At 64.8% G+C, this 15,521-nt stretch carries 14 protein-coding genes; 10 read left to right on the top strand and 4 right to left on the bottom strand.

Translation table 11 applies throughout. The features are described 5' to 3' along the window. Window positions 1–86: 86 nt before the first annotated feature. Window positions 87–1,109 carry an MBL fold metallo-hydrolase gene (locus ABDW49_RS07350; RefSeq protein WP_343610819.1) on the bottom strand — a complete coding sequence of 341 codons (1,023 nt, stop codon included), beginning with the start codon at window positions 1,107–1,109 and terminating at the stop codon, window positions 87–89. On the opposite strand from ABDW49_RS07350, the gene ABDW49_RS07355 reads away from it, so the two are divergent. The 8 genes from ABDW49_RS07355 to ABDW49_RS07390 all read left to right on the top strand — a co-directional run bounded on the left by ABDW49_RS07355 (window position 1,108) and on the right by ABDW49_RS07390 (window position 10,558). After that, window positions 1,108–1,290, top strand: a complete 183-nt coding sequence (locus tag ABDW49_RS07355) for a hypothetical protein (RefSeq protein WP_343610820.1) — start codon at window positions 1,108–1,110, stop codon at window positions 1,288–1,290. The two genes, ABDW49_RS07350 and ABDW49_RS07355, sit on opposite strands and share 2 nt — an antisense overlap. Then, a complete protein-coding gene (locus ABDW49_RS07360; RefSeq protein ID WP_343610821.1) occupies window positions 1,287–2,240 on the top strand; it encodes an alpha/beta hydrolase in 954 nt (317 codons plus the stop codon). The genes ABDW49_RS07355 and ABDW49_RS07360 overlap by 4 nt, the downstream gene beginning before the upstream one ends. 81 nt (window positions 2,241–2,321) lie before the next feature. Next, on the top strand, window positions 2,322–3,740 hold the full coding sequence (locus ABDW49_RS07365; RefSeq protein WP_343610822.1) for a carboxylesterase family protein: 1,419 nt from the start codon (window positions 2,322–2,324) through the stop codon (window positions 3,738–3,740). 292 nt (window positions 3,741–4,032) lie between these two features. After that, on the top strand, window positions 4,033–6,249 hold the full coding sequence (locus ABDW49_RS07370; RefSeq protein WP_343610823.1) for a TonB-dependent hemoglobin/transferrin/lactoferrin family receptor: 2,217 nt from the start codon (window positions 4,033–4,035) through the stop codon (window positions 6,247–6,249). 13 nt (window positions 6,250–6,262) lie between these two features. Next, window positions 6,263–7,249: a DUF6607 family protein gene (locus ABDW49_RS07375; RefSeq protein WP_343610825.1), complete on the top strand. Its 987-nt coding sequence runs from the start codon at window positions 6,263–6,265 to the stop codon at window positions 7,247–7,249. A 161-nt stretch (window positions 7,250–7,410) separates the two neighbouring features. Beyond that, on the top strand, window positions 7,411–8,946 hold the full coding sequence (locus tag ABDW49_RS07380; protein ID WP_343610827.1) for an oligosaccharide flippase family protein: 1,536 nt from the start codon (window positions 7,411–7,413) through the stop codon (window positions 8,944–8,946). Further along, complete coding sequence (locus tag ABDW49_RS07385) at window positions 8,943–9,818, top strand: glycosyl transferase (RefSeq protein ID WP_343610829.1); 876 nt, start codon at window positions 8,943–8,945, stop codon at window positions 9,816–9,818. The genes ABDW49_RS07380 and ABDW49_RS07385 overlap by 4 nt, the downstream gene beginning before the upstream one ends. 68 nt (window positions 9,819–9,886) lie before the next feature. Continuing rightward, window positions 9,887–10,558 (top strand): hypothetical protein, encoded by a 672-nt coding sequence (locus ABDW49_RS07390; protein ID WP_343610831.1) that lies wholly within the window; start codon window positions 9,887–9,889, stop codon window positions 10,556–10,558. 207 nt (window positions 10,559–10,765) lie between these two features. Here ABDW49_RS07390 and ABDW49_RS07395 read toward each other — a convergent pair whose 3' ends face one another. Continuing rightward, a complete protein-coding gene (locus ABDW49_RS07395; RefSeq protein ID WP_343610832.1) occupies window positions 10,766–11,665 on the bottom strand; it encodes a LysR family transcriptional regulator in 900 nt (299 codons plus the stop codon). A gap of 10 nt (window positions 11,666–11,675) precedes the next feature. Between ABDW49_RS07395 and ABDW49_RS07400 the strand changes: the two genes are divergently transcribed. Continuing rightward, window positions 11,676–12,677, top strand: a complete 1,002-nt coding sequence (locus ABDW49_RS07400; protein WP_343610834.1) for a carbon-nitrogen hydrolase family protein — start codon at window positions 11,676–11,678, stop codon at window positions 12,675–12,677. Between the two features lie 164 nt (window positions 12,678–12,841). Then, on the top strand, window positions 12,842–13,408 hold the full coding sequence (locus tag ABDW49_RS07405) for a porin family protein (protein WP_343610836.1): 567 nt from the start codon (window positions 12,842–12,844) through the stop codon (window positions 13,406–13,408). Window positions 13,409–13,448: 40 nt separating this feature from the next. On the opposite strand, the gene ABDW49_RS07410 is transcribed toward ABDW49_RS07405, so the two are convergent. Both ABDW49_RS07410 and ABDW49_RS07415 read right to left on the bottom strand, forming a co-directional pair. Then, window positions 13,449–14,495: a glycosyl hydrolase family 43 gene (locus ABDW49_RS07410; RefSeq protein WP_343610838.1), complete on the bottom strand. Its 1,047-nt coding sequence runs from the start codon at window positions 14,493–14,495 to the stop codon at window positions 13,449–13,451. A gap of 14 nt (window positions 14,496–14,509) precedes the next feature. Further along, entirely contained in the window at window positions 14,510–15,502 is a 993-nt protein-coding gene (locus ABDW49_RS07415) for a glycoside hydrolase family 43 protein (protein WP_343614201.1), read from the bottom strand. Between the last annotated feature and the right edge of the window lie 19 nt (window positions 15,503–15,521).

Consider the following 15,521-nt stretch of genomic DNA (forward strand, 5'->3'; position numbering starts at 1 on the left):
GAGACTAGCGCGGAAACCGGTGTCATTCCAAGCCGTATGGAGACGCCATCCATGCCAAAGCGGCATGGATGGCGCGAAGATCGGGATCAGTCACCGGTTTCGCCCAACCGCGCGAGTTGCACGCGCGAGCAGGCGCTCATCACCCCCATATAGCGTTGATATTTATCGACACCGTAGATGAAGGGATTGGGGCCGGGCGCGCCGTAACGGATTAGCGCTTCCTTCTCGGTGGCAGCCATATGCACCGGATGGTTGGTGACCAGCACATCGACCCCCGCCGCCCTGGTGATCTGCTGCCAGCGCGCCAGCGACACGATCTGCTTATGCGCCGAAACCGAATCCTGCCCGCCGCCCGTGCCGCCCATCAGCCCGGCAAGGTGCCGCTGACCATGATCGAATACAGGGAAAATCATCGAGAGCGCGCCCGGCGTGTGCCCCGGCGTGACATAGATCTTCACGCTGGTCTTGCCGAGCGTCACCACATCGCCATCCTTGAGCACCAGATCGCGGCGCGGCGGCACCAGATTGGCGAAGGGCCCGCCGCCGCGACCGGGGCTCTCGATCATGCCCCAGTCGGTTTCGGAGAGGGCGACTTTCGCCCCGAAGGTGTCCTGCAGATATTTCGCGCCGCCCCAATGGTCGCCATGGCCGTGGGTCAGCAGCACATATTTGATGCGCGCCGGGTCCAGCCCCAGTGCACGCATGTTGGGCACCAGAATATCGCGCGCCTCTTCCGGGCTGTTGAGCGCATCGATCACGATGATCCCGTCGCTGGTGTCAATCGCCCAGGCGGACACCGCATTCTGGCCAATGGAATAGAGATTGTCGAAAACCTTCGTGGCGGGCACCAGCCCGTCATGCTGCACGCCCGCGACGATCTTCTTGTCGAGCGGGCTGATCAGGCAGCGCCAGTTGAAATCGGCCTCCAGATCGGAACCGGCGATTTTGCGCCCCTCGGCCAGATGGCGGGCGACGGCCTCGCGGTTTTCATGCGGGAAGCTGGCTTGCGAGGGATAGGCGATGGGGGCCTTTTCCTGCGCGGCGGCAATCCCGGCCACACCCAGACAGACCGCGCCCAGCAGGGCGTAACGCATCCTATGCAATGCCATGATCCTCGCTCCGATGATTGTGATTGTTATGGCGCAGATCATCGGCGCGCCGTCGCTCAAGTCCAAGTCCGTTTTGCTTTCGATCCTTGCGCAATCAGCATGGACCGCATGCGCGGAACGGCTTGAAGCCATGGCCGCCGCGCCGGTAGCAGAGCAAGATCAAAGGGGAGGAGAGCCATGAAGACTGTGTTGCGCTGTGCGGCTTTGATCGGCCTGCTCCTTGCCTGCCCCCTGATGGCAAGGACGGTGGACGACAGCTACACCATCGCCAGCCGTTTCGAGCGCTATCGCAGCCTCTACCCCGGCATCGCCTGGCCAGCGGTGGCGCCTGTCCCCGGCGAGACCATGCTGTTTGATCGTGCCTATAAAACCCTGCCCGACCGCGCCTTGCATCTCGATATCTTTCGCCCCGCGCCCGATCACGCCCGGCATCAGGGGCTGGTGCTGGTGCATGGCGGAGCGTGGCGCTCAGGCAGCAAGGCGCATTTCTATGTTCTGGCGGATCGTCTTGCGCAGCGCGGCTATACGGTGTTTCTGCCCGAATACCGCCTCTCGCCCGAGGCGCCTTTTCCCGCTGGGCTGATCGATGTGAACGACGCCATGGTCTGGGTGAAAAGCCATGCCGCCGAGTTTGGCCTCTCGCCCGGCAGGATCGCGCTGGGGGGCGCGTCCTCGGGCGGGCAAATGGCCTCTCTGGTGGCTTATTCCCAAGCTGCTGGCCTGTTTCGCTCGAAGCCTGATGACGATCGCCGCGCCAATGCGCTGATCGACATTGACGGCGTGCTCGATTTCACCACGCCTCAGGCCTTGCAGTTCGAGAACGCCAGTGGCGCCGCATCCTCGGCGGCCAAATGGCTGGGCGGCGCCTATGAGCAGGTGCCCGCCCGCTGGAAGGAGGCCTCCGCCGCCACCTATGTCGGGCCGACATCGCCGCCCACGCTGATCATCAGCAGCGGCAATGCCCATTTCACGGCGGGCAAGGATCAGGTGATCGCCACGCTGCAGGCCAGCCATATCCCTGTGCGCTGGTATGCTTTCGAAAAGGCTCCGCACGATGTCTGGCTGTTCGAGCCATGGCTGCCGACGGTGGTCGACCAGATCGATAATTTCCTTAAGAATCTGCCTGAATAGGTATGAATCGCAGGCGCTTGCGGCGCTGCCAAGCCCTCGATAGGATCGCTATCAACGATACCGATAGGGGAGAGAACATCCATGCGCCTGAGCCTCATTCTGTCCAGCCTCATTCTGACCTCCGTGCCCCTGTCGGCAAGCGCTCAGGACACGCCGGTCAGCGTCACCGTCGAGACCGGCGCGCTCAAGGGCAGCATCGAGGATGGGGTGGCCAGTTGGAAGGGCATTCCCTTCGCCGCGCCGCCGGTCGGGGCCTTGCGCTGGCGCGCGCCTCAGCCCGCCGCCGCCTGGCAGGGCGAGCGCGATGCCACCGCCTATGGCCATGACTGCATGCAGGTGCCGTTCCCCAGCGATGCCGCGCCCTTGGGCACGCCGCCGGCCGAGGATTGCCTTTACGCCAATGTCTGGCGCCCGGCCAAAGCGGGCGGCAAGCTGCCGGTGATGGTGTGGATCTATGGCGGCGGCTTTGTGAATGGTGGCGCCTCGCCGCCGACCTATTCGGGCGCGGAGCTGGCGAAGAAGGGCGTGCTGTTCTTCAGCTTCAATTACCGCGTCGGGCGCTTTGGCACCTTTGCGCATCCCGCGCTGACCAGGGCGCATGAGGATGGCGGCAAGCTGGGCAATTACGGCACGATGGACCAGATCGCCGCGCTGGAATGGGTGAAGCGCAACATCGCGCGTTTCGGCGGCGACCCGGCCAACATCACGCTGCTGGGTGAGAGCGCGGGCGGCATGTCGGTGAACATGCTGCTGACCTCCCCGCTGGCGCAGGGGCTGTTTCAGCGCGCGGTGGTGATGTCGGGCGGCAATGGCAAGAATTTGACCGCCTCCACCCTGCAGAGCGTGGAGAAGATCGGCGCCGATTTCGGCCAGTCCAAGGGCGTGTCGCCCGATGATCCGCAGGCGCTGGAAAAGCTGCGGGCCCTTTCGGCGGACACCGTGACCGACGGGCTGAACATGATGGCGCTGTTCGGCCCCGCGCCACGCACCTTTGCCAGCCCCTTTGCCGATGGCACGGTGGCGGTGGAGCCGGCCGCTGCCTTTGCGGCGGGCCGCTATGCCAAGGTGCCGGTGCTGATCGGCGCGACCAGTGCCGATATTGGCGGGCCGACCGGCTATATGGTCAGCGGCGCGCGTCAGATCGCGGGCACGCTGGCGGGGCAGGGCGTGCCGGTGTGGGAGTATCGCTTCTCCTATGTGGCGGATTCCATCGGCAAGCCGGGGGCAGGGCATGCCACCGACATTCCCTTCTTCTTCGACACGCAGGCGATCAAATATGGCGCCGCGACCACGCCGCGCGACAATGGGATGGGCAAGGCGATCAGTGCCTATCTGGTGAATTTCGCCAGGACGGGCCGCCCCGATGCTGCGGGTCTGCCCGCCTGGCCGCGCTATGCCAAGGCGCAGGATGTGCTGATGGACTTTGCGGCAGACGGCAAGGCGAAGGCCGGGCGCGATCCGCTGGGCGCGCAGATCGACGCGGAACCCGCCAAGCCCTGAGCAGAGCAGGTGTGATGTGATCCGGCGCAGGGCTGGCCTCAAAAGGGCTGGCTCTGCGCCTTTTTTTGCATTCAACATGTTTCGAGCGCGGTTCTTTTGGTGATCCGTGATGGGGGACTTGCGGCGCTCAGGTGGGCCTGCTGTGCAAAATCACTATAAATGCAATTGACTCGCAAGAGCAATAAATGGATGGAGCGGCAAGGCCGGGGTGCGGGGGGCATCGTCCGGCTCACAAAGCCATGCCAACCGCAGGGCCCGTCCATGCGGGCCATGCTCTTGAAAAGGATCGCACATGTCATCCCGTCCGCCTCTTCGGCCTGCTGTCTCTTCTGCCGCCCTGCTTGTCGGCCTGACGCTGTCGCAGCTTGCCAGCGCCCAGACGGCCCCCGCGTCTCAGGATGAGCACGCTGCCAATCTGGGCTCGGTCACGGTGACCAGCACCGCTCTGGGTGATGAGGCCGACCGCAGTGAACAGGGCAAGCCCCGCGTGCTGACCACCACCATCGACGCCGGAACCCTGCGCCGGGTGATGGCCGACGACCTCTCCGATGTGGCGCGCCGCATCGATGCCTCGGTCAATGTGCGGTCCAGCAATGACAGCATCGCCATGCGCGGTCTGGATGCCAACCGCCTGCTCACCACCGTCGATGGCATTCGCCAGCCCTGGTTGACCGATGGTGTGTGGAATGCGCAGGGCGGGGTATCATCCTATGATTTCAACGGGCTATCGGCGATTGACATCGTGAAGTCAGGCGACTCCAGCTTTTTCGGCACGGGTGCGATGGGCGGCGTGGTGGCGCTTCGCACGCTCGACCCCGCCGATCTGCTGAAGGACGGCAAGAATTTCGGCGGCCTGTCCAAGGCCACCTATGACAGCCTGAGCCACAGCACCTATGTCAATCAGGCGCTGGCCTTCCGGCACAACAACACCGAATTGCTGGTGCAGGGCGGCCTGCGTGTGGGCCACGAAACCCGCAACAAGGGCGAGATCGGCGGCACCGGAACCGCCCGCACCCAAAAGAACCCCGCCGATTACGATCAGAAGAGCCTGCTGGTGAAGCTGTACCAGAATCTGGGCAATGGCCATCGCATCGGTCTGGCGGGCGAAATCTTCAACCGCGACTACACCGAGAACACACTGACCAGCCTGTCCTCCACCTACACCTCCTACCTTACCGAGACGCAGAACCGCCGTCGCCGTGTCTCGGCCAGCTATGACTATGCCGGGCAGGGGGAGACCGGCGTTACTCAGGCGCATCTGATCGGTTACTGGCAGCGCACCATTCTGGGGCTGGCGACCTATGCCAACCGCGCGACCACGCCTGCGGGCACCTACAATCGTATCAGCACCCTGACCTCAGATCAGTTCGGTGGTACGGGCAACATAAGCTATGGGCTGCGCGCGGGTGGTCTGCTCAACACCTTCACCCTCTCGGGCGAACTCTATGGCACGCGGACCAAGGAATATACGGTCGGCATCGACAATTGCACGCCCGCCATCTTCGCCTGCGCCTTTTACCATACCAATCAGGCCGATATGCCCAATGTGCATGGCACCGATCTGGGCATCACGCTGCAGGACCGCATCGCGCTGGCCGACAACCGCGTGAGGATCACGCCTGCCATCCGCTATGACTATTTCCGCCGCACTCCGATCAACACCCCCGGTTTTCAGGCCAATGATGCCTACACCGGCCCGCTGACGGGCTCGCATGGCAGCCGCTGGTCGCCCAAGGTGCTGGTGGAGGCCGATGTGGTGCCCGGCATGACGCTCTATGGCCAATATGCTCAGGCCTTCCGCGCGCCTTCCGCCACCGAGCTTTACCTGCTCTATGGCGGCTCGGGCAGCTATGCCAACATCGGCACACCCAGCCTGAAGCCGGAAACCAGCAAGGGTTACGAGCTGGGCGTGAAGAGCGGCACGGCCAAGCGCGGTTTCAAGCTGAGCTATTACGACAACATCTATCACAACTTCATCGACACCATCACCACCACGGCAGCAGCAGCGGGGATCAGCGGGAACTATCCGCTCGGCGTGTTCCAGTATGTGAACCGCACCCGTGTGCGGATCTATGGCATCGAAGCGAGCGCGCAATATGCGCTGGACGATCACTGGCGGGCATGGGGCTCGCTGGCCTATGTCCATGCGCAGGATACGTCGATGCCAGGCTGGCTCAACTCGACCCCGCCCTTCAAGGCGGTGCTGGGCGTGGGCTATAGCGCGGGCAGCTATGGCGCGGATCTGACCAGCACCATCGCCGGGCCGCGCCGCCGCGTGGCGACGCCGACCTCGGACCTCAACAAGGCGCCGCCCTATGCGCTGCTCGACCTGTCGGGCTGGTGGGAGCCTGCTTTCCTGCATGGCGTGAAGATACAGGCGGGCGTCTTCAACCTGCTGAACAAGACCTATTACGATGCGCTGAATATCCCCGACAGCTCGACCATGGCCAAGGCCTATTACACCCAGCCGGGGCGCAACGCCAAAGTCACCGCCAGTTTCCAGTTTTGAAGGACGTATCATCATGAAAACCTTGATCCGGCCCTTGCTGGCCTCCACCATGCTGCTCTTCGCGACGCCTGTTCTGGCCGACGCGCCGGTCGCCCCGCGCAGCGCCGCCGAGCAGGACGCCTCCTTCAAGGCCGACCGGGCGGATATTCTCAATATGGCAGGCGACTACAAGGTCACCTTCGACATGCGCGAGACGACAAGCTGGCGCGCCGATTACACGCCCATCCCGGCAGCGCTGAGCGGCGGCCATGAAAGCGTCCGCGTGGTCGAGGACACGGGCCGCCATATCGTGCTTCAGCATCTGCTGGTTGTTACGATGCCGAAGGACAAGGGCGGCAAGACAATGGTCATCAAGCACTGGCGGCAGGACTGGACCTATGAGCCCGAAAGCGTCCTCACCTATGCCGGCAAGGGTAGTTGGAAGCTGGAGCCGGTGCCGGAGAAATTCCGCGCCGGACGCTGGTCGCAGACGGTGTGGCAGACCGACGATTCCCCGCGCTATGGCGGCTGGGGCCAGTGGACCGATGAGGGTGGCGTGCGTCGCTGGCGCAGCAGTTGGACCTGGCGTCCGCTCGCCCGCCGCGATGCCACGCGCCATCCGCCCTATGACCGTTACCTCGGCATCAACCGCCATTCGCCCACGCCGACGGGGTGGATCCACTGGCAGGACAACATCAAGATGGGGCCCGATGCGAATGGCAAGGAAGTGCCCTATGTGCAGGAATCTGTGCTCAACACCTATCAGCGCGACAGCAATTATGCGGTGAATGCCGCCGATGCCTATTGGAGCGCCACCAGGGATTACTGGGCCGCGATCCGCTCGGCATGGGATGAGACCATCGCCCGCAACAAGGGTGTGACCGTGGCCGAAGTGGCCGACACCGGCTCGGCAGGCGCCGAAAGGCTGATGGATCTGGCGCAGGATATTCAGGCTGGAAAGATCAAGGCCGACGAGGCGATCCGTCAAGGCAAGGCGGTGATCGCGCAAGTGGCGCATTGATCCTGCGCCTGGGGCAGGCCTGCGCAAACGCCTGCCCCAAGCATTTGTTTACGCCCTGTGTCTATGGTCCTTTGCGAAACCTTGCGGCATAAGCCGGGCATGCAAGCGGGACCGCCTTCACCGATGATCTGCCTTACATCACAGCCCCTTGGATGCCGCGCGTGAGCGACACCGCACCCACGCCGGAGCCCGAAGCCAAAACCGAAGGTGGTCGCGAACCCGCCGCCATGAGCGTGCGCGGCGCCGCCGCCTGGGCGATGGTGGGGCAATATATGTCCTTTGCCATCCAGTTCGTCAGTTCGGTGGTGATCTCCCGCTTCTTCCTCTCGCCCGCCGAGGTGGGGCTGTTCTCGGTCGGTCTGGCCGCCGCGCTGCTGGTCTCGATTTTGCAGGATTTCGGCCTGTCGCGCTATCTTTCGGCGCAGCCCACGCTCAGCCGCGAGGAAATCGCCCGCTGCAGCAGCGTGGCCTTTCTCTTCTCGCTGGTGGTCGCCTCGGTGATCGCCTTGACGGCATGGCCGCTGGCGCAGATCTATCATCAACCGGCGCTGACCAAGATCCTGCTGATCATCTCCAGCAGCTATCTCTTTCTGCCGCTGGCCGTGGTGCCGATGGCGCTGATGGCGCGCTCGATGCAGTTTCACAGCCATTTCGCGGTCAATGTCGGCGGGGCGGCGGTGCAGGCGGCGGTGGCGGTGTCGCTGGCATGGGCGGGCTATTCCTCGCTGGCGCTGGCCTGGGGCACGGTGGGCTCGGCCATCGCCCGAGGCCTCATCGCGCAGAGCCTGCGCCGCGCGCCGCCATGGCCGCTGCGCGTCGACGGGGTGAAGCCGGTGCTGGCTTTCGGCTCGCGCTCCAGCCTGCTGTATCTGACCGGCGCGCTGGGCACGCGCTCGCCCGATCTGATCGTCGGCAAGCTGCTCAGCCTGACGGCGGTGGGGCTCTACAGCCGTGCGGTCAGCCTTTCGGACCAGTTCCGCATGCTGATCGCGGGCGCCATCGGCAGCGTGTTCTTCCCCGCCTTTGCCCGCATCCGCGATCGGGGCGAGCCGCTTGGGCCCGCCTATCTGCGCGTCTGCGGCGGATACAGCGCGATCATCTGGCCGGGCATGGCGGGCCTTGCGCTGGCGGCGGAGCCTGTGGTGCATCTGCTCTATGGCCCGGCGTGGAATGGCGTCGTGCCGCTGCTGCAATGGATCGCGCTGAGCGAATTGCTGTTCATCCTCTTCCCGCTCAACACCGATCTGCCGATCCTGATGGGGCGGATGAACAAGCTGATGGTCGTTTGCGTGGTGGACACGGTGATGTCGCTGGCGCTGCTGGCGGCGGGCGCGCGCTGGGGCGTGCAGGGGGCGGCGATCTCGCGCATGGCCTATGCAGCCGGTTATGTGCTGCTCTATGCGCGTTTCCTGCATGATATCACCCAGTTCGACTGGGGCGAGATGGCGAAGGTCTATGCCCGCAGCTTTGTCGCGACGCTGGCCGCTCTGGCGCCGCTGAGCGCGACCTATCTGTTCTGGCAGGGGCCCTCGCAGATCGCCATGCCGGTGCTGCTGGGCGCGGTGGCGCTGGGCGGGGTGCTGTGGCTGGGCGCGCTGGTGCTGGTGCGCCACCCCATCCTCAGGGAGTTCGCCGGGATTTTCGCGCGCGTGCCGGTGGTGGGCCCGGTGATGAACCGCATGGTGCGCGCGGCATGATCAATGTCTATGCCGTGATGGCCCATGCCATGCCAGAGCAACTGGCCGCACTGATCGACCGCCTGCTGCCCCCCGGCAGCGCGGACCGGGTGGTGCTGCATCTCGATGCGCGCAGCACCTTGTGGCGCCATCAGCGCGAACGCTTTGCCAGCCATCCCAGCGGGCGGCTGACCCTGATCGAGCAGCCGCTGAAGGTGCTGTGGGGCCATTACAGTCAGGTCGATTGCCAGCGCCCTCTGCTGCGCGCGGCGCTGGCCGAGCCTTTCGATTATGTCCATCTGATCAGCGGCGCCGACTGGCCTGCCTGCCCCCTGCCGCAGATCGCGCGCGATATCGCCGCCTATGGCGAGCGCCGCCCGGTTTTCACCGATCTGTGGGGCGAGTTGCAGTTGAACCGCATGGATGACTGGTGGTTCGAGCATCCCAAGATCAATCTCACCGATGTGCTGCGGCTGAATGAGAACATCGCGCGGGCTCAGGTGCGGGCAAGCTGGGCACTGACCCGCTGGGGCAAGAAGCTGGGGCTGAAGCGCTCGACCTATGAAGGGCAGCCCTGGATGAAGGGCAGTTCGTGGTATTCGGTGCCTCAGGATGCGGCCCGCGTGCTGCTGGCGGAGTATGACCGGCTGATGGGCGAGGGGCGGCTGCGCTTCACGCAATGCGCCGACGAGCATGTCGCGCCTTCCGTCTTCGCCCGGAATTTTGCTGATCGCATCGAACCGGCGCGCCGCTACATCGACTGGAGCGGCAACGCCTCCCACCCCAAGCTGCTGCGCGCGCAGGACGAAGGCGCCATCCGCCAGAGTGGCGCATGGTTCGCCCGCAAATGCGATGCGCGGGTGGATGATTTCTTTCTGAGACTGCCTGCGTAAGGCTTTGCGCCATATCTTAAACTTTGTCGGCTAGGCAGCGGCGATCACCAAAGGGGAAGGGGCATTCCTTGACGCGGTTTATCGCATGGTTTGGCACGGCGCGCGGGAGCCTGGTGCTGTTGTGGCTGATCTGGCTGGCGCCGCGCTTGCTGCTGGCTTTCAGCACGGTGATCCCGTCCTCCGACGCGGCATGGTATTTCGACCGTGCGCGCGAAATGTCCGAGGGGCTGGGCTATCGCGACCATGGCGGCCCCACCGCCTATTGGCCGCCCGGCTGGCCGCTGACGATGACGGTGCTGTTCCGCATCTTTGGCGTTTCGACGCTGGTGGTGGCGCTGTTCAACCTGCTGTGCAATGCCGTGTCGGCCTGGGTGATGCAGGATCTGGCGCGGCGCATCGGGCATAGCGTGCTGGCCGGGCGGATCGCGCTGCTGCTGATCGCACTCTATCCCAACAATGCCTTCTATGTGCCTCTGGCCATGACGGAATGTTTCTACACCGCGCTGCTGCTGGGCATGGTGGCATTTGCCTTCGTGGAACTGCGCCGCCGGCTGCGGGAAAAGGCGCGCCTGATCGACTGGTGGATGCTGCCCTATGGCATCGCCGCTTATGTCAGCGCGATTGCCGTGGTGTTTTCCGGGCAGTCACGGTTCCACTATCCGGTGATGCCTTTCGCCGCGATGGTCTGCGGGTGGCTGGTGGTTTGGTGGGCGGATCAGGGAAGCAGGCAGAAAGAATAAAGCAGGGGACGCCCGCGCCCCCTGCACCCCCGGTTACGTCTCCCGGCGCCAGGGGGTGTTTGGTTGCGGCGTGGCGCCCGACCTCTCCGCCCCGCAGGGATTAATTGCCTCCGACGGTGAACCGTGGCGTGAAGCTGCGGTCTACTCTGCCGGTTCGTCGGAAGACGTCACGGGAGCGCGAGGGGGTAACCCCCTCGCATCTTCTTTTTACCCCTTGAACGCGTCTTCAACCACACCCCTGATCCACTCATGTCCCGCCTCCCGCTTCCACAGCAGCGAGACGCCATAATCCCCCATCTCCACCGGCACCGGGTTGCACACCAGCCCGTGATCCCGAGCCAAAGCCCGCGCCGCATGGGTCGGGATCGTCGAAATCGCCCGTGTGCCGCGCAGAAAACCGGGCAGCGCCGAGAAATGCGTCAGGGCCGTCACCGCGCGGCGCTGGTGGCCGATGCGGCGCAGGGCCTGGTCCACCGCGCCCTGGTGCGCGCTGAAGGCGACCAGCACGTGGGGTAGGGCGAGGAACATCTCCAGCGTCAGCGGCCCCTCGATCACCTGCGGATCGTAGAGGCAGGCATAGGCAGAGCGGCCCAACTCCTGCGCGGCCAGCCATGAGCGCGCGGGGGGATCGGCGACCACCGCGAGGTCGATTTCGCCTGCGGTGAAGGCCTGCTCGACAAGGTGGCGGTTGGTCTGGCGGAAGGCAATGGTGACGCCGGGGGCCTGCGCCATCACGCGGCGCATGATGGCCGGGCCCATGGCCAGCTCGAAATCGTCGGACATGCCGATGGCGAAGCGGGCGCTGCTGGTGGCGGGGTCGAAGGCGGGCTGCGGGCGCAGGGCCTGCGCGATCAGGCCCACGCCCTCCAGATCGCCTGCCATGGCGATGGCGCGTGGGGTGGGCTCCATGCCGCCGTTGCGGCGGATGAACAGCGGGTCCTGCGTGATGGCGCGCAGGCGTGCCAGCGATCCGCTCAGCGCGGACTGGCTGAGCGAGAGGCGCTGCGCGGCGCGCGACACGCTGCCTTCCTGAAAGATCGCCAGAAAGGCGACAGCCAGCGACAGGTCGAGCCGGGCAATATCGTTCAAACCAATAGTGGGCATCATGAAATGCGGTTTGCCCGATGAAGGCCTGGCGATCAAGCTGGCACCGTATCCCTGCGGAGACCATCCCATGCCCCAGTTCCATATCGCCGCCATTCAGGCCGGTTCGATCCTGTTCGACACGCCCGCCACGCTCGACCGCATGGAGGCTTTGTGCCAGCGCGCGTCAGGGCAGGGCCTCGATCTGGTGGTTTTTCCCGAGGCCTTTGTCGGGGGCTATCCCAAGGGGCTGGATTTCGGGGCTCGGCTGGGCTCGCGCACGGCGGAGGGGCGGGAGGATTATCTGCGCTACTGGCGCTCGGCCATCGTGGTGCCGGGCGAGGAGACCGCGCGCATCGGCGTCATGGCCGCCGCGATGGGCGCATGGCTGGTGACCGGGGTGATCGAGAAGGTGGGCGCCACGCTCTATTGCGCCTCGCTGACGTTCAACCCGCAGGGCGAGATTGTGAACCATCATCGCAAGCTGATGCCCACCGCCACCGAAAGGCTGGTCTGGGCGCAGGGCGATGGGGCGGGTCTCGGCGTGGTGCAGACGCCGATGGGTGTGCTGGGCGGCGCGATCTGCTGGGAGAATTACATGCCCGCGCTGCGTCAGGCGATGTATGCCAAGGGGGTGGAGATCTGGTGCGCCCCCACCGTCGATGAGCGCGAGATCTGGCAGTCCTCGCTGCGCCATATCGCCTATGAGGGGCGGATGTTCGTGGTCGGCGCCTGCCAATATCTGACGCCCGCCGATCTGCCGGAAAGCTATGCCACCACCGTGACCGATCAGCCGCTGATCCGTGGCGGCAGTGTCATCATCGGTCCCATGGGCGATGTGCTGGCCGGGCCGGTCTATGGCGAGGAGGCGATCGTTTCGGCGCGGATCGACACCGACGATATCGTGCGGGCGCGCTACGATCTGGATGTCTCGGGCCATTATGCGCGGCCCGATGTGTTCACATTGATGGTCGATGAAACTCCGCGCCAGACAGTACGTTGCCAGAACGGGACAGATAGTGTCGCACCGGCTTGAGGGCGGGGCGGGGCCAAGGCATGGTGCGGCGCATCATCTGGGGCATGGTGATGTTGTGTAAATGTAACAGTTTTGTTACATTCTTGTCGTGATGCCAGAGGCGCTGTTGCGCGGGGAGGGGTGTCTGCCTAACCGGCGCCTCCCCCCAATTCTGGAGATTACCTATGCGTCATTCCTTGATCCCCGCCGCGCTGGCCGGTGCCGTTCTGGGTGCCTCGCTGCTGGCCGCCGCGCCCGCGCAGGCCGAAACCGGCCCCCGCGCCGAAGCACTGGTGGGCTGGGACCGCATCTCGCTCGACGAGGGCCAGTATGGTCTGGGCACCTACCACAAGAGCGGCTTCACCTATGGCGGCGCCGTGGGTTACGACTATCAGATCGCCCCGCTGGTGAGCATCGGCGCCGATGCCGAACTGACCGGTTCGACCGCCCGCTATCGCGGTGGCAACTCGACCCTGAGCGCCGGTCGTGACTTCTACTTCGGCGGCCGCGCCACCCTGTCGGTGTCGCCGCTGACGCATGTCTACGCCAAGGTTGGTTACGCCAATGGCCGCATCAACGCCAATCTGCCGGTCTACAGCGCCAGCACCAATGGCGATGGCGTGCGCTTCGGCGTGGGCGTGCAGCAGACGATTGCTCCGCGCATCTATGTTCTGGCTGAGTATCGCTACACCAGCTATCAGGACAACTTCTCGCGCAATCAGCTGATGACGGGCGTGGGCGTCCACTTCTGATGAAAATACCGGGGGGCGGAGCGATCCGCCCCCCATTCTTTTATTCAGGAAAGGCCGCGACAATCTTGTCATATTCCTTGCGGCTGATCTCGATCATCGAGCCATGGCGCAGCCCGGCGGGCATCGAATAGCGATCCCATTCAGCCACATTGCTGTTGCCGGACACCTGGAACCACGGCCCCGTCAGGCGCGGCGCCATCGAGAGGCCATAGCCGGCCCCGGCATACTGTTCATACCACAGCAGCCAGTCCTTGCCATTGGGCGCACGGATGATGGTGGGCGCCTCGCGGAAATTGGGGCTGAGCGAGGGGCCGGGCAGCGGATAAGGGCCCAGCAGCGTGGGCGCGCAGGTGATGCGCACCGTCTTGCCGGTGGTCCAGGCATAGGAGGGGTAGCGCTCGTCCTTCAGGATCGCGCAATAGCCCGGCGCGGAATCATTGGGGCGCAGGATGGTGTCGATCGTGGCCATCTCCCAGGGGAAGAGGCGTTTGGGCTTTTCGGCGAAGCTTTTCAGATCCTTCGACTGCACATAGAGCGTGCGCTGGCTTCCCCAATAGCGTTCGGGGTCTTCCGGAACGCCCTCGACGGTGGGGGTATGCCACGTCAGCAGGAACTGGCCCGAGGGTTTGTCAAAGAACAGCTTGGGCGCGCCGATGCGCTGCAGGGCATGGGGCATGCCCGCGATGTTCTTCAGATCGGGCTGATAGGTGCCGAAGGGCTTCCAACTGATCAGATCGTCGGAAACCCAGAAGCGGATCAGCGGATCGTCATCACCCTTGTTGCCGACCAGATAATAGCGCCCGTCCGGCCCCTGAGCGATGGAGGCATGGCCGTGGTAATCGGCGGAGATCGGCTGGCCATGGTTGATCTGGCGCCAGTGCAGCCCGTCGAGGCTGACTGAATAATAGAGCGTGCCGTAATGCTCGCGGTTCATATGGGCGAAGAGATAGGCCTTGGCCGGGTCGACATAGGGCGCCTCATGCGCGCCTGCCGGGACGTTGCCGGGGCCGACTTCCCGCGCTGACAGGGCGCCGGGCAGAAGAAGGGCCGACAGCACTGCTGCGGCCATGATGCGTGGCTTTGTCATCTGGGTCTCCTGCTTCAGCGCGTGCCGCTCGGCGGGGCGAGTTTGGTTGTGGAGGCAACGGGGCGGCCAAAGACCGGGCGCCCGGCGGCATCGAAGGTAAAGCGCTGCATGCGCGGCGAGCGCGCCGCGGTGCATTTCATATTCGCCGCCGGATTGGCATGATAGACGATCCAGTTCTCCTTCCCGTCGGGCGAGGTGAAGAAGCCGTTATGCCCCGGCGCATAGACGCTGTTGGCGGCATCCTTGTGGAACACCGAGTTCGGCGACTTCTGCCACACCTTGGGGTCGAGCGGATTGCTGCCCGGCGCGGCATGCAGCATGCCCAGCGCATAATCGTCCGACCAGCAGGCGCTGGCCGAATAGGTGAGGAACAGATCGCCCTTGGGCCCCTGGAGGAACTCCGGCCCTTCCAGAATCTGCCGCCCGCCCTGCTGTTCGAAGGGCTGATCGGGCCGGGCGATGATCACCTCGGGCGCGCCCAGGGTCCACGGATTGTCCATGGGGGCGATGGCCAGATCGCTCTCGGGCCCGACATAGGGCGAGTAGACGAAATAGAGCTTCCCGCCATGTTCGAAGACGGTGCCGTCGATGCCGTGATGGGCGGTTTTCAACTGGCCACGATCGGTCCACGCGCCCTTGGTCGGATCGGGGCTGTCGTTTTCCAGCACGAAGATGCCGCGATGATCGTCATCGTCATGGCCGTCCTGAGCGGCGGTGTAATAGATGAACCAGCGCCCGTGAATGCGATGCAGCTCCGGCGCCCAGACCGAGATGGCATTGGGCCCGTGCGCGGGCGGGGTCCAGACCGTCACCGGCGTGGCGGCATGCATCTCGCCGGGATTGCGCGTCTTGCGGATGACGAGGCGGTTGCCCTCGGTGCTCATAAAATAGAAATCCTGCCCCTCACGCGCGATCCACGGATCGGGGCCGGAGGGGAGCAGGGGATTGGTGAAAGGCGCTGGCGCGGCGACAGCCGCCGCCGACAGCGAGAGGGCCAGCGTGGCCATGATGGTGCGAAACGGGGGG

The organism is Novosphingobium sp., assembly GCF_039595395.1.
Classification (GTDB): Bacteria; Pseudomonadota; Alphaproteobacteria; order Sphingomonadales; family Sphingomonadaceae; genus Novosphingobium.